This window comes from Flexithrix dorotheae DSM 6795, assembly GCF_000379765.1.
Lineage (GTDB): Bacteria > Bacteroidota > Bacteroidia > Cytophagales > Flammeovirgaceae > Flexithrix > Flexithrix dorotheae.
In genome coordinates this window covers 112,440-132,000 of the sequence record NZ_KB903444.1, presented here as the reverse complement: position 1 = coordinate 132,000, position 19,561 = coordinate 112,440, and the positions used below count along the sequence as shown (strand labels likewise).

The window sequence follows — 19,561 nt, the reverse complement described above, 5'->3', positions numbered from 1 at the left end:
GGGAGACAAATGCACAATTAAAAAATCTATTCCATAAGTAGAAACATGTAGCATTCCATGCCAGAAACCTCCCTTCATTTTACTTATAAGCTTGATGGGCCTTTTGGATGTAATACCTACCGGAAACCCATCTTCCTTTAAGATTACAGCATATTCATGATTCCATTGTTTTGCCAGTTCAAGTAAGGATTTCTCCGTAAACCCATTTAATTCCTGAAAGGCTATGACATCAGCCTGCTGATTTTTAATAAATTCAATAGCCGCAATTTCTCTGGAGGTGTTGTCATTTCCTTTAAAACCGTACAACACATTATAGGTCATCACTTTTATATTTGTTGAATCCTGGGCCAGGGATTTTGCAGCAAAGAAGAATACGAACAAAATGGATAAACACAAATGATTAAGCTGATAGTATTTCTGGATTGATTTCATCATTTAAATTTCAAGTTTGCTTTTAAAACAGGCTTTTGTGGTATAATTGGCTGGTGTAAAAATCCATCTTTCTCCTATTCAAATATAGACTCAGGAACTTTACCAATCCAGGATTTCGGAAGGTCGCTGCAACCGAAAAGAACAGAAATCACTGCTGCAGTATTAGCATTGCTGTTTGGTTCTTTTATTATCTTTCCCTTTGCAATACCAGGTCCGGTAATTCCCCAGGGCACTTCCATTTCATCTTCACTTAATCCTCCATGACCCGATGAAATACCTCCGTGGTCAGTGATTAACAAAAAATGAGTACTTTCATATAATCCCGATGACTTTAATTTATTGATAAAATGGCCAATTTCCACATCTACTTCTTCAATTGAAGAGATATATTCCGGAGACATCCAGTTAAACTCATGTCCGGCATGATCAACATGTACAGAATAAAGAAAAACGAAAGTAGGATTTTCCTTATTTTCATTAATAAATTCGAAGGCTTTCCTATAATTATCTACATACTTATCGTCCTTCTCAAAATTAATTTCATCTAAAAACAGCTTGTTAATGGGGTTTATCAGATTACCCCAATTATAGTAATAGGCCGTTTTTATATGAGGAATTTGTTCTTTTAAAATTTTAAAAATAGAGGGATAATAGCCTAAACTATCCCTTTCAATAGGGGAAAGTTGGTGATTGTCCAGCCTCCAGTCATTTCCGGTAACACCGTGCTGTTCAGGGCCTCCCGAGGTTAAATGACTTGTCCAGTTAGGTAAGGTTACCGAGGGCATTACACAACGAGTGTTCAGGGATAGTGAACCGTCTTCTAAAAGTTTATCCAGATTGGGATGTTTAGATTTTTGATATCCTTCCACACTTAATCCATCCAAACCTATCACCACTACCCTATTGGATTTTGTATTTGTTTTGGTTTCATTTTGGCAACTAAAGAAACCAAATATTATAAAGACAACGACAATTTGGAGATGTATTTTTTTCATCTGGTATAGCTACGTAAAGGTTGATATATTGATTATTTGCTTGATTTTTTTTTTAACAGCTTCTCCTTCCCTTATTTTTATTCCCTTTTAGATTAATTCCCCTGAAATCTTTTCAGGCTTAAATTTGGAGTTTTGGGCACTCATGACAACAACGGAAGCTATCGATAACAAAATAATTAAAAGTCCACTGATTAAATTAAGGTTGGAAAAAAAATTGACCCATGAATAATTAAAACTCATTGTATCTTTAAAAATCATTATTCCTACACTGGCCAGGTATCCAAGTGCATCAGCAATATAGAACAAATAACCTACAGTTCCTTTAAATTTTAAAACAGCAATAAATCTTTCGAATAGTAAACAATGAAATAAAATATAAGGCAGATAAACACTAAACCCTGAAGTGATCATCCAAATTACTGATCCAACCAGGCCCTTTTCAAACATAAAGGTAACAATTACCATTATAGCCGCACTGAATAAGGTAAGTATCATTCCTAACTTAAAAGCCGTACGGTTGTTGAGAACCAGAATTCCAAAAGCCGAAATAACCAATACTGTAATGGAAATAGGTAACTCAGTAAGAGTAATGAGCTCAGGTTGGGCTGATTTCCCCAATTCTGCCCAGAATTCTACAATAAAATTATCCCGGAAATCCCTCACTACAGTAAGCACTACATAAATCAATACCAAACCAGAATAAGCTAATCCATGTTGCTTGAGAAAAGAAATTCGCATTTCTTTCATCATGGGCTGGCGTTCTGATCGGAGTAGTTTATCACTTTCTGTTGGGGCTTTAGTTTTATTCAGCCCATAGGCTGCAAGTAAAAATAAGGGAAAAAAGAGGGCCCCTGTTATAAAAGGCATCAGGAATTCATTTACTTGAAAGTTCTGCATGAGCCAGATTCCCGTTGTTTTGATAAATCCAGTAGAAAAAATAAAGGTAGCACTTAACCCCGCCACCAACAGTTCCGAATTCCTTCTTCCTTCCAGATTTACCAATACAATTCCGAAAACCATTCCTAATGGAAGACCATTAAAGAAAAGTGCTATTGGTTTTAATGGTATTGGCAGGTAAGCAAAAATAAATAGCATGAAAAGCCCAAAAGTGACCAGCCCTAACAGGGCACGAAATCGTTTTTGGGCAGGTAATTCCGATATTACCTTGATTCCTATAAACTTGGAAATCATATACCCCATTACCTGGCTGATGACTAATACGGTTTTGTAATGAAAAGTACCCCAGAGTTCAAATTCTTCATACTGCCCTGCTAAAAATGATTTTCTCACTGCATACATTCCTGTATAAGTACAAAATGCGGTAATCATCAATACCAAATCAGTTTTGGAAATAGATACATTACTTATTTTAGCCATGAGCTTATTTTCAGTTTAGTTAAAAAGCACTTCAATACTTTTTCAATTTTTTCAAAGGTACTGGCTTAGTATTTTCAATCGATTAGAGCTGTATTATCAAAATATTAATATTTCGTTAAGAGAAATTATTTTTCTTTTAAAGAAAATATTATTTACCTTGCGACCCTGAAAAAAGGCTTACTTTCAAAGGCCAATAATGATTATCAAGATGGATAATTCGAGATACGTAACTACCTGGATAGGTTCAAAAATTAAAGACATCAGGAAATCCCATAACCTCAAACTTGGAGATCTGGCTGAGAAATCAGGAATCAGTATTGCTATGCTAAGCAAGATCGAAAATGGAAGAGTGTTCCCCACTTTACCTTCTTTGCTTCAGGTACTTCAAACTTTGAATGTCGATTTAAATGAATTTTTTGCTGACCTTAAGGGAGATAAAGAGTTTCCTGGTTATATACTCAAAAAAAGAAGTGAGTACAGGTCAATTAAAAAAGAAGATGAATCAATTGGTTTTAATTATCAATTGATTCTCAACCAGAAGATAGAACAGTCTTCTATGGAAATTTCTCTTTTAACCATTAGTGGAAATGCCCAAAGAAGCCCCGTTTCCACCGATGGCTTTGAATACCTCTATCTTGTTAAAGGAAATATTCAATATAAACTTGACGATAAAATCCTTGATTTGGAAGAGGGAGATTCTCTGTTTTTTAATGGAAAAATTCCACATGTCCCCCTCAATAAGCATAATGAAGATGCTATTATGCTGGTAATCTATTTTATTGAATTAAGATAATTTAAAACATAAGATATGAAGCCTGAAGCTACTGCAATGGTTTTTATGGGATCGAATACTCCGTTTTCAGAAACTAAAATCGATCTTCCAGAATTAAAGGATGGAGAATTATTAGTGAAAACAGGTTATGCCACCATATGTACCAGTGACCTGCACACCTTTTATGGAAGAAGGCATTCCTGCTCCCATAGCATTTTAGGTCATGAAATAATCGGTGAAATTGAAAAAATTGCCCCGGGAGGTGTATTAGATTATCACGGGAATCCGCTTAAAACTGGTGATAAAGTCACCTGGTCGGTTTATGCTTTCGATCCTGATTCTCATACTTCTAAAAAGGGATTTCCACAAAAGTCAGAAGGACTCTATAAATATGGCCATGAACAAATGAACCAACAATATAAACTAAATGGAGGGTTTGCAAGTCATTGTCATCTCCGGAAAGGCACTTCCGTTTTTAAACTACCTCCATCGCTAAGCCCTGCCGAAGCGGCTCCTTTAAATTGCACACATGCTACTATTGCCGGAGCTATCCGCCTGGCAGGAAACCTGCATAACAAAAATGTCCTTATAAATGGTGTAGGGATGCTTGGTTTGTCTGCCTGTGCCATGGCCAAAGAACATGGGGCAACAAAGGTCTGGTCTCAGGATATTAATCCGGAAAAATCTGAACAGGCCAATGCATTTGGAGCAGACAAAACATTTACATTTGGCAAAGATCACATTGGTGACTCTAAAGAAAATAATGGGGAAATAGATGTGATAATAGAAACTTCCGGCTCTCCGGAAGGAATTGAAAAATGTATTCCACTTTTATCCATTGGAGGAACAATCATATTAGTCGGATCTGTTTTTCCCCAAAGGGACATTTCCATCAATGCAGAATATATGGTCAGAAATTTATTGTCTGTGAAAGGCTTACATAATTATATACCTGAGGATTTAGCCAATGCCATTGAATTTCTAAAGGAGGCAAAGTTTAAGTATCCTTTTGAAAAGCTGGTAGGCATAGAATTTCCACTAAAAGAATTAGGTAAAGCATTTGAAACAGGAAATAAAGGCAAATATTATAGAGTAGGAATTAAACCCTGATCCAGAACAGAAGTTTTATGGTCTGTTTTTCCTGCCATATAAGTGGTAATTCAAAATTAATCGTGTATTATATTGCCATAAAAGACTGAGAGATAGATTACTATTTCTCGGAAATAATAGTACCCGGTATGGAGTACCCGGTGTGGAGTACCCGGTGTGGAGCACTGGTGCTTAAATTTATTCCGTTTAATCCACCTTCCCAATTACGGCAATAGTTTCATCAGTAGATATTGGAGGAGTACCGATAATCAATAAAATAATTCCATTCTCACTGGCGTAGACGGGCTCAATAACTTCCCCAAAATAATTGGTGATATACCCAATTTTCATTCCCTCAGCCACATATTCGCCTGAAACTTTCTCAGGATAGAAAATACCACTATGCTTAGCACTTACATAATGCCTTTCTGTTATCATTAATGGAGCTTTGGCAGGTTGTTTTTCCCCTGAGGCTGGTAGCATCTCCAAATATTCCAGTAAGTTTAATACCCCTGATTCAATTTTATCAATCAATTGCGGATCGGCTACACCAAGCCGCCCACATTCAATATCTACGGCTGGCTTTCCCCTTTTGAAGGCTTCTGCCGAACAGTACAAACTTGGTTCTTGTTTTTCCATGTATTTTTTTCCTTTGGTATTAAAAACTACCACATGGTCGTAATCCAATGAAACTGCCATTTCTTTCCCCTTGTTGGAAACAGCTGGCATGGATTCATTGCTGTAGTAGGCCGAGTAAGACATTAAATCCTCCGGGGCGTCTCCACAGTGCATATCAAGAAAAAAATCAGACTTTGCTATCACATTCTGAGTAATGAAATGCGCTATCTTTTCCGTAATTGTCCCCTGGTTACTCCCCGGGAATACCCTGTTAAGGTTTTTCCCATCCTGGGGATTTAGGTATGGTGTTCTTTTGCTAAAACCCTCCGGATTTGATATTTGAACCAGAATAACAACTCCTTTTAAGGTTTCAGGATTAATGGATTTGATCAATTTTTGAGCTGCAATTATTGGGGGATATTCATAACCATGAACCCCAGCGGTTATTCCCAAAACCGGCCCTTCTGCTATACCATTAAATACGCTAACAGGTAAAAGAGTAGAATCCTCTCCATTAATAATGGGTATACTAAAATGTTGTTTAGTTTTCGGTTTTACCTCTTTACCATCAAAATAAAAGGATTTCTGTCCAAATGTAATTTGACCACTCAATACGAAAATTAATAAGAAAAAAAATGTTCGTTCCATGAAGAAAAATTTGCCAGGTAGAATTGTGGCTGAAAGCCCTATGATTTCCTCCCGAAATTAATGAAACTTTCAGACTAAGCGCTACTTCATCCTACATTTTTAAGGAGTCCTACAATTGTGCTATAGTAAGCCCGGATCAGGAAAATGGCTATTGGACAAAGGATTTATAAAAAAAACCGGAATACATATAAATTTGGATATTGTTATATTATTTAATTATATTAGACTTAAATTCATCAAAAAAAAGTTGTTCATGGATGCATATTTCGAATTGTCAAAATATATAGCTAATTTTTATGATAATTCCCACTGAACAGCTCAAAACTTAAGATTCAAAACCGAAAATTAAGACAGGTAGAATGTTGCCAAAAAAATATCTTAATCTAAAATTGATCTTCTTAATATTAATTTCAGCATTGACAAATTTCCATTTAGCGAATGCCCAATCGGCATGGAAACTGAAAAAAGATAAAAATGACATAAAGGTTTATACAAGGTCGGTAGAAAAATCCCCACTGGACGAATCAAAAGGTGTAATGGTTATTGAAGTATCAATTAAAGAAATTATTGAGGTACTGAAAGCCGTAGACAAAATGCCCGACTGGATTCCCGATTGTAAAAAATCAGAGTTGATGGAGTTGGAAGGGAACCATCAAATTCACTACATAGTATCCGCTGCACCTTTCCCACTAAAAGACCGGGATTCCTTTGTAAAATTCAAATATGATTATTCTTTAAATAAAGATGTAAAAGTATATTTTGAAGGACTACCAGATTACAAACCTCAAAAGGATGGATTAGTCCGTATCCCTGAAGTAACTGGCTATTGGCTGCTCAAATTTATCTCGGGAGCAAAAACTGAAATTACTTACCAGGTTCATGCATACCCAGGAGGCTCCATTCCCGGTTGGCTGGCAAATGTTGCGGCTGTTGATATACCCTTTGATACACTTAAAAATTTAAGGGATTATTTATCAAAAATTTGAGATCTTCTAAATTATTCCAATTATACAAAAATGGCGCTCGTATCAACTTAATACATGATACAAGCGCCAGAATATTAATCAAAAATTCAGCTATTAATAACCTTCATTCTGAATCAAGTAACCTTCCACATTTGATGCGCCATCTATCGCATTTTGGGGAATGGGAAACAATCGGTGATGTGGATCACTGTCGGTCTTTTCTGTCCAGGTATCTTCATAATGCCCAAATCGAATTTGGTCTCCACGTCTGAAACCTTCCCAGTAAAGTTCAAATCCCCTTTCACGGTAAAGAATTTCCAGGTCGATAGAGGATAATGCCTCAAGAACCGGTTCACGTGCAGTTCTGGAGGTTCTTACAGTATTTAAATCAGAAAGTGCCCCGGCATTGTCTCCTTTCCTCAATTTAGCTTCAGCCCGCATCAGGAATATTTCTGCGTATCGCATCAACACAAGATCAACACTACTGTAATTATTTCCATTTGGAGAAGTGTGGCTAAACTGGTATTTGGAAACACGATACCCTTTGGAATGCAGCCTGCCTTCATTCGTGAAGTCAACCTGTAATTGATGGTTTACATAATCTACATCTTTATCCGGGCCATTTCCTTTGATTTGCTTTACAGGATAAATTCTATAATTCTCATCACAGGTATAAAAAGAGCCATTTTCATCTTTTCGAGGCCCCCAAATCACACCGCGAATAATTCCCCTGTCAATTTCAAAATCCTCAGCGGCCATGCAATAAAAATGATCTTCATCATTCAATGGTGAAAACCCGGTAAGATCCTGTAATTCATCAGGAACCAACTGGTTTTTCTTATAGAATCTTGGATCAACTTCAGCCGGATCTACATTTCCATAAGCATCTGTCCAGGTTTGGTAAAAATCCGGAGTAATGGCAGGGCCATCTGTACCATCTGCACTTGGAAATTCCGGTCTTGGAAACCATGATCCTGCAAGAGACCAATAGGCCCAGCGGCTGTGTTCCCTGTTTAGCACTCCTCTTTGATCTAATGCAAAAATTAATTCCGGATTATCATGGTTTTCATCATTGAATAAATCAAAGTATTCCGGGGATAAGGAGAAGGTGCCCGCATTAATAATATTATCGGTATACATGATTACCTTGTCCATTTCTTCTGAAGTGAAATTTGGTGTTCCATAGGGATCGCGGTAAACCGCAGCATTCAAATTCAACCTGGCTAAAAAACCGTAAACTGCCGCTTGTGTGATTCTGCCAGGTCCTCTCTCCGTATTAATCACATTTACAACCGAAAGAAACTCATCTTCAATGTATTTAATGGCCTCTTCTCCCCTGAGAATTTCAGAAAGTTCGCCTGATGTTTCCTTTTTAAAAGCTAATCCCCAACTGTCCAGCATCAACATATTTAAATATGCCCTCAGGGCGATCATTTCGTAAAGTGCACCTTCTGCTTCAGTATCTCCTTCATCTGCCAAAGGTTTTAATACCTCAATTGCAGAAAGCGCTCTGGAAATGTTTTTGGTTACTTCATTCCAGGAGCTACTTACCAAATCATTAGCAGGGGATATGTTATGGGCATGGGCTTCCAGAAATTTGCCTCCATCATACCAGTCAGTCCCGCCACGATAAGGTAGGATGGCCTCATCTGCAGGAATTAATTGTAATCCATAATAATTGGTATGTCTCCAGGTCCATGAAACCTGACCGTATGCGGGTGCTATGGCACCACTGATAAGTTCAGCCTGACCGCTGCCTTCAAGAGATTCATCCAGAACTTCCTCTTCTAAATCTGTACAGCTCAGAATAGAAAATAAACAAATGCCAAATAGGGCTATTATAATTTTAATCCTCATTTTAAAGTCTTTTTAGAATGATACATTTAAGCTAAATAAAATGGTTCTTGGCTTCGGATAATTGAAATAATCAATTCCAAAGGTCTGAATCCCATCTACAGAAAGGTTGGAATTAATTTCAGGGTCAAATCCGTTATAATCTGTAATCACAAATAAATTTTGGCCTGTGACTGATAAACGGATATTATTCACCAACCCCTCCAGGCCAATTAGTGATGGCCTCAGGTTGTAAGCCAGAGTGGCATTATTCAACCGTAAAAAACTACCATTTTCCAAATAACGGGTAGACACTGAATTGGAGTTCGTGATGTCCTCATTGGGGAATTCGGTAGCCAGATCAGTTGTATTGAAATTGGCTGCCAGTAACCCTTTTGTAAACAGAGACATCGCAGTATGGTTGTATACATTATTACCTGAAACCCCATTGAAATTAAATCCCAAATCAAAATCCTTATAATGCAGGTTGAGATAAAAGGCATAAAGCATATCAGGCAAAGCACTTCCTACCACTTTTCGGTCTTCAGACAATATACTTAAACCATCTTCTCCAATCCCCATGAATTCATTCATATAAAATGATCCTATTCGCTCTCCATTGATATTCCCATTAATTGTAGCACCTGTTTGTCCAGCACCTTGAGCGGCACCAGTTGTCAATACTTTATAAGGAGAATTCTCTACCCTGTTATTAGTATAAGCTAAATTACCTCCTATGTTATAGGAAAAGTTTTTATTCAAATCGCTTTGGTAATCCAGTGAAATCTCAATACCATTATTTTTGATTTCCATATCCGGAATATTGGTCCAGTATTTATCAGTAGGCTGAATTGGGTCTGCCGGAGTAACTTCCAGCAAAATATTCTCAGATACTTTATTGAAATAATCTATGGTACCAGTCAATTTATCGGCAAATATGCCAAAGTCAAGACCAATGTTTGTTTGTGTAGATACCTCCCATTGAATGTCCGGGTTGGCCAGACGGGTAAAAATAGTTCCGTAAGGATAGTCTTCTATTGAATTTTCTGTGCCTTTTATCGGATAGGTATCATTTTCGGATTTGCTGTCGGTATAACTCAGTTTTGTGATCTTCGAAGGAATTTCCTGATTTCCTGTCTGCCCCCAACTGGCCCTTAATTTTAGATTATCGAAAGTGGTTGAACCTCTTAAAAATTCTTCATTGATAAGATTCCAGCCAAGAGCCACAGAAGGGAAATAACCATATTTGTTGTTTCCTCCAAATTTGGACGAACCATCCGCCCTCATGGTTGCTGTCACCAGATACTTGTCGGCAAAACCATAATTCACCCTTCCAAAAAACGATTGTAGCTCATTCTCCACCGCATAAGTATTCATATAAGTTGGTGTACTTTCTCCACTGATTTGATCCTGATATTTAGGTTCAATACCATTGTCTGCAAATCCTTCCAGATTAAAATTCTTTTGATATACAAAAGTTTTCTGATAAGTATGACCAGCCAAAAATGTTAAACTGTGGTTTTCCTTTACAAAATTATAGGTTAATGTATTCTCTATTAAGGAGTTCTTGTTGGAAGTAGAAATGGAGTTTAAAGATCCGTTGATAAAATCTTCCAGCAAACTATATGGTTTGTATTGGATATCCCTGTTGGTAGTGGAATAATCAACACCCAGATTCAACTTATAGGTTAAGCCATTAAAAATTTCAATGGATGGGGCGAAATTGGCCAAAATACGATGGTTAACGGCATTATCACTGTAAATTTGCTCACGGGTAAAAGGATTGAGCATATTTTCCAATAAAGTAGGTTGGCCATTAGTGTAAGGAGGCGTAGTTGGATTTAACTGTAACATATTTGCTACAATTCCTCGGGAATCCGCTCTTAAATTCTCCGTTCTACTGGCGGTAAGATTTAAAGCCAGCTGTAAACGATCATTTAAAGAAGATTGAGTAAGATTTAAACGACCAGAATAACGTTTTAAATCACTTCCTCTCAAAACACCTTCCTGATCATCCACTCCTAAAGCGGAATAGTAAGAGAAATTATTGGTACCACCACTTAGTGCAAGATTAACATTATTGGAAATGGCTGTTCTGGTGAGTTCGTCCTGCCAGTTTGTATTTGCTCCTCCATCATTCAAACTGCCTCCAGCAGCCACCACTTGTCTGCGGAATTCATCGGGGCTGAAAACTGCCACATCGTTGGCCAAATTTGAAATTCCGGTGGAAATATTTAAATCTACCTGGGTCCTGTCTGTTTTACCTTTCTTCGTAGTAATTACAATTACCCCATTAGCTGCTCTGGCACCATAAATAGCTGCTGCTGAAGCATCTTTCAATACATCAATGCTTTCTATGTCCTGAGGGTTGATAAAGTTCAGTGGATTTGTGGCCAACCCTGTTCCGGAATTGTCCAAAGCAAAGCCATCAATTACATAAAGAGGTGTGGTACCTGAGCGCAAACTTCCTACCCCACGAATAATGACGTCTTGTGCAGCACCAGGTTCTCCACTCACATTGGATACATTTACTCCCGCCACTTTTCCCTGTAAAAGCTGACCAGGGTTAGTTACAATTCCCTGATTGAAATCTTTTTTATTGACAGATCCAATCGAACCGGTTACATCCGCCTTTTTCTGAATACCATATCCTACCACAACAATCTCATTCAGAGATGACATATCAGTATTTAAGGATATATTAAAAAGAGTTCTGTCTCCAATGGGAACCTCCGTTCTTTCATATCCTACATAAGAGAATACCAAATTTTGTGCATCATCCGGAATAGAAAGTTTAAAACTCCCGTTGATGTCTGTGATAGTTCCCAAATTAGAACCCTGTACTATTACTGAAGCTCCAATCAAAGGTTCCCCTGTTTCAGAATCTGTCACTTTACCACTTACCTCCTTGTTGGTAAATTCTTCGGTGATAAACTCTACCCTGGACTGCTTTTTTCTTGGAATCGCATAAATCGTTTGATTAATCCTGCGAAAGTTAAAATTGCTTTGGGAAGCAATTGACTTTAATACTTCCTGCAAGTTTCCGTCTTTAATCTCCAGATCGATAAATATTTTTTCAGTCTTTACCCGCTTGCCATAAGTAAAGTTGAAATCCGTGCTTTTTTCTATCTCGTTAAAAGCTTCTTCAAGTGATGTGTTTTTTAGATTTAAGGTAATGCCTATTTCCATCAAACTCTGGCTACTGGAAGGTTCCGCAACCAGGAATTGCATAGCAGTTACCTGTATCAAAAAAACATAAATTGCCTGTTTTGATGTAAACATCAATAGTTTTAGTAAATCAAATTTCATAATATTGTATCAGTTTAAACAAATAGTTTTATTCCCGAATCTTTTGGTCGGGAAGGGAACGAGTCCGAATGCTGCTCCAACAGTTTCGGACTTTTTTTATGGCCTACCCGGTAAGTCATAAAATATTTTCAGTTTCAGTAGTCTTTTCAATAGGCATTAATTTTTTAATTGATACATCCTTTTCCATCTATAATTATCACATTATCTTCTAACAGGTGATAATCGAAATTAACCACTAATTTGAGGCCCTTAAGTACAGTAATTAACTTTTCATTCTCGTACTTTCCACGAATAAGGCATTTATTGGAAGCAATATTTCGTATTCTGATTTCTGTGTTGTAAGTCCGTTCCAGAATTTTCATTACATCCCTGAAAGGTATTAATTCAAATTCCAGTGATCTGCTTACCCATGAAGTATACCACCTTGAGTCTACCTGCTTTATGGTAATATCGCCTAATGATTTTGAATAATTAGCTTGCTGGCCTTTCAATAAAATGATCTCCTTACCGATTACATCGGCTGTTACTTTTACTTTACCTGAAGAAACAGTGACTTCAACCTGAGTTTCATCTAAAGCTCGTATATTAAATGAAGTACCTAAAACAGTGGTTATTATATCTCCGGAACTGACCATAAATGGCCGATCCGGGTCTCTCTTCACTTCAAAATAGGCCTCCCCCTCCAAAATAATTTCCCTGGATGTGGCTGAAAATCGCTCAGGATAGGACAACCGGCTATTGGCATTTAATACCACCACTGATCCATCACGAAGTGTAATCCGGGACTTTTGCCCGGAAGTGGTAGATTTCGTAATATATTTTATTTCCACTTCCTGATTTCCTAAAAAGTAGGTTGATATTCCCAAACCCAACAGCAATAATACTGAGGCTGCCATTTGCCAAACCCTCTTTTTATACTTTGTTTCCTCCTGTCTCCTTTTTATTCTTTTCAGTTCTATTCGGGAAAGAATTTTTTCTTTTTTAAACTTTTTTTCCGTTTCATCCCACCCTGGTCCCAATACATTTTCCTGCATGAGTTCTTCCAATATTTTTTCATAGGAAATCTTCTCTTCGGGTGAACAAAGACCTTCCTGATATTTTTTTGCGAGCAATATAAATTCTTCCTTTTTCATCTATTTAAAAGGAAGTATATCCGGCAGGCAGCATTGGGTATTCGGATTTTTATTTTTTATGAAGTTTAATACTGGGGTAACATTACCATAAATATATGGTCACAAAAGCAGGCTATTAGTTTAGAAACTGCTCCATAATTATGAGCATACAAGCCAGGTCCAGTGATTTTCTCAGGTATTTTAGGGATTTTTTCATGTGAGTCTCCACGGTGAAAATAGAGATGCCCAATTTTGAGGCTATTTCTTTATTCGACAGATTTTCATATCTGCTCAGGTAAAATACTTCCCTGCAACGATTCGGCATAGCGGAAATGGACTGATTTATTAAAGATTGTGTTTCTTTGGTAGCCATGTAATCCTCCACATTATTGCCAATAAAGTGATGCTCAATAATTTCAGCCCGTTTGTCAATAAATTTGATCTTTTTGATGTGATTGGTGACCTGAAATCTTGTGGCCTGATAGAGATATGCCCTGACATTTTTGATTTCCATACCCGAGGACCTTTCCAGAAGATCAAGAAAGATTTCCTGAACGATATCTTCGCAAACTTGCTCATCACCAAGCACTTTATAGCTGGCTACATACAACTTCTCCCAATATCTATTGAATAATTCCCGAAAGGCAATATCATTTCCCTTTGAAACTAAAACATTTAGTTCTTCATCCGATAAACTTTTAAAATCAAAAAATTTCATCAAAGCATTCATTTTAAATGTCGTCCAAATTAAGAGCATTCAGTTATCAGAAACCAACTTTGCGAATTAATTAATTTTTAATTTTTGGGTTCCTGAAAAGTTAATTTGATTGAAATTCAACTGAAATTTGATGTGAAGTAACACAGAACTACTCTCTGGAAAATTGAAGAATTATTCTAATATCACCTATACAATCGAAATGCCTTTTGCATTTCCACATTCAATATTTACATAAAAGTTTGAATATTTGACTATATTTGGTAACTTAAAAAAATACCCGTTTCCAATACTGCCTAATTAGTCCTGAATACTATATTTAAACCCTTCCTTCGTAAAGGTTGACTACGACTAATGCAATGAACATTATTTTTTGAAAATGGAAAATTTAAGAAATTGGAGTAAAAGTTTATCTCTTATTGCCAAAGGAAATAAAAGAGAGTTCAAAGTTCTGTTTGATTTTTATTTAGACGAACTGTGTGACTTCGCAAATAATTATTTACACTCCCCCGAGCTTGCAGAGGAAGTTGTCTGTGATGTTTTTATAAAAATCTGGGAAAAAAGGAAGCGGGTTCCTGAAATTCAAAACATTAAATCCTATTTATACAAAGCAGTAAAAAACCAATCACTAAAATTGCTTGAAAAGGAATCAAAGTTCCCCCACCTGCAAAGCGATACCTCTTTCTCTTCCTATGTACATGAAAATCTGGTAGAATATAATAATCCGGAAAGTGCACTTTTATACAATTCCCTGTATAAAGAAATTGATGAGGCCATTGAAAGTTTACCCTTCCAGTGTAAAACTACTTTTAAAATGGTAAAAGAAAATGGATTAAAATATAAAGAGGTGGCAGAAATTTTAAATATCTCTGTAAATACCGTTGAAAACCACATGGGAAAAGCCCTGAAAAGGCTGAGAAAACGCTTCCAGGAATACCTGAGAGATGATTCTGGTAAAGGGGGAAAGGTTATAAAACTGGCGATTACTTTTCTTTTTTTATTGGCCGGAAAACTTTTTTTAAATTTTTTTGAATTTTGAGTGGTGGTAAATTCCTGATTTCGGATCTAATAAAGAAAGGATCAAAGAAATTATGGATAATTTAGAAAAGCTTATTGCCAGAAAGCTAGCAGGAGAAGAAGATGAGCAGGATAAGGAGGCACTAGAAAAATGGCTAAACCAGAGTGAGGAAAATAAACAGGTATATAGTGAGCTCATCAAATACTGGAATATAAAGACCAACAATAAAGACCGCAATAGAAAACTTTGGGAGAAAGTATCCGAAAGGATTAATGAGCCGGAGAATTTGCGAAATGGAAAAACTGGAACTATTCAGCAAAAAGCAAAATGGTTTGATCCTTATTTTGTTAAAGTTGCAGCAAGCTTCTTAATTATTGTCGTTTCCGTTTTTACTTTTTATAAATTAAATACAGAAGTCGAGCAGGAAGTCAAACCAGGAACAGAGGAGGTAATGGTTGAAAAGCTGATTCCTAAAGGACAAAAATCCACACTCACTCTTCAGGATGGTTCGGTAGTGATTGTTAATTCAGGCAGTAAATTTTCATTCAAAGAAAAGTTTAGTGCTGACCAGCGCCTTGTTTATCTGGAAGGTGAAGCCTTTTTTGACATAGAGCGGGATTCACTCAGGCCATTTATCATCAAAACAGGAGAAATAACAACAACTGTGCTTGGAACTTCATTTAATGTGCATGCATTCCCTCAGGATAACAAGGTGCACGTTTCGGTGGTTTCCGGAAAAGTAAAAGTAGATATCAATGATCCTGCCGATAAGGAGCTAAACCAAGATTCTTATTTCCTGCTGCCAAATGAGATGCTGACCAGAGAAAGGAATTCGGGAAAAATCACCAAATCAGGTTATGATTACGCTTCGGTAATCGGCTGGAAAGATGGAATGATTGTATTTAAAATGGCCGAAAGTGAAGAAATTATACAAACGCTTTCCAGGTGGTATGGACACGATTTTGTATTTAAAAATGGCCATAAAATAAAGGGGAAATTTACCGGCACCTTTAAAAGACAAAGCCTTAAAACAGTATTAGAAGCGATAAGTATTGCCTCTGATTTTGATTATAAAATAGAAGGAAATACAGTTGAAATAAATTTAAATTGAAAATGAAAACGTATCAAAACTCCAGTTAAAAAAAAACCAGTTCCATTTAAAATGAAACTGGTTTAATATGCCTTCAAGCACAATTGGAATTGTTTGGAAGACACCGCCAATTGCAAATGGGGGCAAATTGATGAAAACAAATTTTCACCGTAATCATATAAAAATATGAAATTGAAATTAATACGACAAATTTTAATTATGTCAAAGTATTCTTTTTTAGGAATCTGCTTGCAATGTTTATTGGGTACTTTCATTATCGCAAAGGAAGGAAACGCTCAATCTAAAACGAGTATCGAAGAAATTTATCTGAGTATACATTTTGAAGATACCCGACTGGATAATGCATTTCTTGAAATTGAGGCCAAAACAAATTTTAAATTTGCTTATAATGACGAAATTTTAAGAAATGATGTGAGGGTTAGTTTAGGAGCAGAAAATGTTTCTTTGGCTAATCTTTTAAGAACTATTTCCAAGGAGAAAAAATTACAATTCACCAGAATTAACGATAACATTATCGTTTCGAAAAGGAAATTGTTATCAGAGGCAGTTGTAGAGGAATTAATCAATATTAAGCAGGTTACCGTTTCTGGAAAAGTGACCAGTCAGGAAGACGGAGAACCCTTACCTGGTGTGAGTGTATTGTTGAAAGGAACAAGCACTGGAACCACCACAGACTTCGATGGAAAGTTTTCCCTGAATATTCCCGAAAACTCAACCTTATCTTTTAGTTACATCGGTTTTAAAACCATGGACATTGAAGTTGGAAATCAATCTATTTTAAATATTGAAATGGTGCCTGATTTAGCTCAGCTGGAAGAAGTAGTAGTGGTAGGTTATGGAACCGTCAAAAAAAGTGACTTAACAGGATCTGTTTCGTCTGTAAATTCTGAAGAATTAACCGCCTACCCGGCCATTGGAACAGTTCAGGCCTTACAGGGACGAGCTGCCGGAGTTCAAATTACTGCCAATAACGGAGAACCCGGATCATCTTACAAAATCAGAGTAAGAGGAGGTACCTCAATTAATGCCAGCAGTGACCCCATTTTTGTAGTGGATGGATTTGTAGGCGGTGTAGTTCCTCCACCGGAGGATATTGCCTCTATTGAAATATTGAAAGATGCTTCGGCTACTGCTATTTATGGTTCAAGAGGTGCCAATGGAGTAATTATGGTCACAACGAAAAAGGGAAAAAGTGGTAAAACGAAAATTGATTTCAATACTTCTTTTTCTTCTCAGGAAGAAATTGGACGACTGGATTTATTGAATGCAGCTGAATTTCAGGATTATATTCAGGAGGTTACACCAAATGTTCCCATGGGTACTGAAGACACCGACTGGCAGGATGCTATTTACCAAAAAGGTCATATCCAGAATTACCAGCTTTCTCTTTCAGGTGGTTCGGATAATGTAAGTTATTATGTATCAGGAATTTACTATGACCAGAAAGGAATAATTGTAGGTTCTCAATATGACCGGTATTCCATTACAAGTAACCTAGATATTAAAGCTACTGAAAAGTTGAAACTTGGTATCAATTTATTTGCCAGCAGAACAGAAAGGGATGGTGTACCGACACAGGAAGGTAGTGGTGGATCCGGGAATACTGGTGTGGTAGCCTCAGCTTATGGTTTCGCTCCTGATCTAGGCATATATAATCCTGACGGTTCATTTACAGTGAATAAGATTGGGGACCCTTTTGATAATCCTTACGCAATCTCCACTCAAAAGGAGAATGAAACCGTGAATGATTTACTTCAGGCCAATTTATCAGGTGAATATGAAATTTTTAAAGACTTAAAATTCAGAGCAAGCTTTGGAGCAAATACCGGAAACAGAAGGAATGGAAATTTTTTGCCTACTACATTAAACGCAGGAGCAAATGTAGGGGGTAGAGCGGATTTAGAAGGCAATAAAAACACCAATATTCTTAGTGAAAATTACCTGACCTATTCCAAATCTTTTGGATCTTTACATGATTTTTCGATTATGGGTGGATATTCCTACCAGAAGTCCAGAGGAGAAACCTGGGGAGCCAGAGCGGATTCTTATAATACTAATGCTGTTTCTTTCTGGGATTTAGATGGTTCTGCAGTTTACCAAAGGCCTTGGTCTTCCCTTTCAGAATGGGAACTTTCTTCCTGGTATAGCCGAATTAATTATTCATTTAATAGCAAATATCTACTGACCTTAAATTTAAGGTATGACGGTTCTTCCACATTTAGTAAAAACAATAAATGGGCATTTTTCCCTTCTGGAGCATTTGCCTGGAATATGCATGAAGAGTCCTTCTTAAATAACAGCGACTTGTTTAGCCAGTTTAAATGGAGAGTTAGTTATGGTTTAACCGGAAACAGAGCAATTGCTCCTTATCAGACACTAGCCCGTTTATCCCCACAATTAGCAGCCATAAATGGACAAATTGTAAATGCGGTAAGACCTTCATCTGTGGCAAATGATAACCTGACCTGGGAAACTACGGCACAATTTGATGTGGGTGCAGATATTGGCTTATTTAATGACAGGGTTAATCTGGTAGTAGATTATTACAGGATGGAAACTTCTGACCTGTTATTCCAAAGACCTTTACCTGAATATTCAGGTTACACCACCCAATGGCAAAATATTGGAAAAGTAGAAAATAAAGGATTTGAATTAACTCTTAATACCCGAAATCTGGTAGGAGAATTTAAATGGGATATGGCATTTAATATTTCTGCTAATCGAAACAAAGTACTGGAGTTACCAGACAATCTCGATATTCCTTACGGTTCTAATCCCGGGCATATGGTAGGTATGGATTTTACGCAAATTCTAAGGGTTGGCGAACCAGTAGGCGCCTTCTTCGGATTTATTTATGATGGGGTTTATCAGGAAGGAGATAATTTCATTGAAGGAAGTAGTTTTGAACAGGAAGCCGGAGGGGAAAAATACAGGGATGTTGATGGAATTACTGATGAAAATGGTGATTTAACCGGACAGCCTGATGGCCAGCTCAATAATAATGATAAAACAATTGTGGGAAATCCTCAGCCAAAATATATATGGGGTTGGAATAATGATTTCAGCTGGAAAGGCTTTGATATGAATATATTTTTCCAGGCTTCTAAAGGAAATGATATTTATAGCTATACCCTGATGGAACTTGATAAATTGTCCGGGGGAAGAAATGCTACCAAAAACGCACTTAACAGATGGACACCTACAAACACCAATACAGATGTCCCAAAAGCGGCAGCTGGCAGAGGTTATAAACCTTCCACCAGATGGATTTATGACGGCAGTTATGTAAGACTTAAAAATATTTCTCTCGGTTATAATTTACCTAATTCAATTTTAGAAAAAGCCAAAATCAGGAGATTAAGGATTTATGTAAGTGCTCAAAATATTTTAACATTTACAGATTATGAAGGAGTAGATCCTGAGGTAAATTACAGAACTGATGGCGGTACCAATGGAAACAGAAATGTTGGATTGGATTATGGCAGTTATCCGAATGCCAAATCTTATTCCATCGGGTTGAATGTTGGCTTCTAAGTTTCCATACTAACTGTAGATTATTTAAAATTT

Annotated in this window: 14 protein-coding genes; 6 read left to right on the top strand and 8 right to left on the bottom strand. The window is 36.9% G+C overall.

The annotated features are described in order from the left end of the window. The 3 genes from A3EM_RS0118560 to A3EM_RS0118550 form a co-directional block, all read right to left on the bottom strand. The coding region (locus A3EM_RS0118560) for an exonuclease/endonuclease/phosphatase family protein (protein WP_211211988.1) at nt 1–435 on the bottom strand (435 nt) is incomplete at its 3' end. A 71-nt stretch (nt 436–506) separates the two neighbouring features. Further along, nucleotides 507–1,427, bottom strand: a complete 921-nt coding sequence (locus A3EM_RS0118555; RefSeq protein WP_020529743.1) for an alkaline phosphatase family protein — start codon at nt 1,425–1,427, stop codon at nt 507–509. An 87-nt stretch (nt 1,428–1,514) separates the two neighbouring features. Next, nucleotides 1,515–2,804, bottom strand: a complete 1,290-nt coding sequence (locus tag A3EM_RS0118550) for a DUF5690 family protein (protein WP_020529742.1) — start codon at nt 2,802–2,804, stop codon at nt 1,515–1,517. 196 nt (nt 2,805–3,000) lie between these two features. On the opposite strand from A3EM_RS0118550, the gene A3EM_RS0118545 reads away from it, so the two are divergent. After that, nucleotides 3,001–3,597 carry a helix-turn-helix domain-containing protein gene (locus A3EM_RS0118545; protein ID WP_245576521.1) on the top strand — a complete coding sequence of 199 codons (597 nt, stop codon included), beginning with the start codon at nt 3,001–3,003 and terminating at the stop codon, nt 3,595–3,597. A gap of 15 nt (nt 3,598–3,612) precedes the next feature. Then, the gene (locus A3EM_RS0118540) at nt 3,613–4,686 is read left to right on the top strand and encodes a zinc-binding dehydrogenase (RefSeq protein ID WP_020529740.1); all 1,074 of its coding nucleotides are present in this window, start codon (nt 3,613–3,615) and stop codon (nt 4,684–4,686) included. A 186-nt stretch (nt 4,687–4,872) separates the two neighbouring features. Here A3EM_RS0118540 and A3EM_RS0118535 read toward each other — a convergent pair whose 3' ends face one another. After that, nucleotides 4,873–5,931 carry a succinylglutamate desuccinylase/aspartoacylase family protein gene (locus A3EM_RS0118535; protein WP_020529739.1) on the bottom strand — a complete coding sequence of 353 codons (1,059 nt, stop codon included), beginning with the start codon at nt 5,929–5,931 and terminating at the stop codon, nt 4,873–4,875. A gap of 389 nt (nt 5,932–6,320) precedes the next feature. Between A3EM_RS0118535 and A3EM_RS0118525 the strand changes: the two genes are divergently transcribed. Continuing rightward, complete coding sequence (locus A3EM_RS0118525; RefSeq protein WP_157637957.1) at nt 6,321–6,917, top strand: START domain-containing protein; 597 nt, start codon at nt 6,321–6,323, stop codon at nt 6,915–6,917. A gap of 93 nt (nt 6,918–7,010) precedes the next feature. Here the strand turns inward: A3EM_RS0118525 and A3EM_RS0118520 are convergent, their stop codons facing one another. The 4 genes from A3EM_RS0118520 to A3EM_RS0118505 form a co-directional block, all read right to left on the bottom strand. After that, nucleotides 7,011–8,753, bottom strand: coding sequence for a RagB/SusD family nutrient uptake outer membrane protein (locus tag A3EM_RS0118520; RefSeq protein ID WP_020529736.1), 1,743 nt, complete (start codon nt 8,751–8,753; stop codon nt 7,011–7,013). 12 nt (nt 8,754–8,765) lie between these two features. After that, the gene (locus A3EM_RS0118515) at nt 8,766–12,038 is read right to left on the bottom strand and encodes a SusC/RagA family TonB-linked outer membrane protein (RefSeq protein ID WP_020529735.1); all 3,273 of its coding nucleotides are present in this window, start codon (nt 12,036–12,038) and stop codon (nt 8,766–8,768) included. Between the two features lie 164 nt (nt 12,039–12,202). Continuing rightward, on the bottom strand, nt 12,203–13,171 hold the full coding sequence (locus tag A3EM_RS0118510; RefSeq protein WP_020529734.1) for a FecR family protein: 969 nt from the start codon (nt 13,169–13,171) through the stop codon (nt 12,203–12,205). Nucleotides 13,172–13,286: 115 nt separating this feature from the next. After that, nucleotides 13,287–13,868 carry an RNA polymerase sigma-70 factor gene (locus A3EM_RS0118505; protein ID WP_044238971.1) on the bottom strand — a complete coding sequence of 194 codons (582 nt, stop codon included), beginning with the start codon at nt 13,866–13,868 and terminating at the stop codon, nt 13,287–13,289. A 376-nt stretch (nt 13,869–14,244) separates the two neighbouring features. Here A3EM_RS0118505 and A3EM_RS0118500 point away from each other — a divergent pair, with 376 nt between their 5' ends. From A3EM_RS0118500 to A3EM_RS0118485, 3 genes are all read left to right on the top strand, one after another. Beyond that, on the top strand, nt 14,245–14,904 hold the full coding sequence (locus A3EM_RS0118500; protein WP_020529732.1) for an RNA polymerase sigma-70 factor: 660 nt from the start codon (nt 14,245–14,247) through the stop codon (nt 14,902–14,904). 52 nt (nt 14,905–14,956) lie between these two features. Beyond that, nucleotides 14,957–15,994: a FecR family protein gene (locus A3EM_RS0118495; protein ID WP_020529731.1), complete on the top strand. Its 1,038-nt coding sequence runs from the start codon at nt 14,957–14,959 to the stop codon at nt 15,992–15,994. A gap of 198 nt (nt 15,995–16,192) precedes the next feature. Next, the gene (locus A3EM_RS0118485) at nt 16,193–19,528 is read left to right on the top strand and encodes a TonB-dependent receptor (protein WP_020529729.1); all 3,336 of its coding nucleotides are present in this window, start codon (nt 16,193–16,195) and stop codon (nt 19,526–19,528) included. Nucleotides 19,529–19,561: the final 33 nt, after the last annotated feature.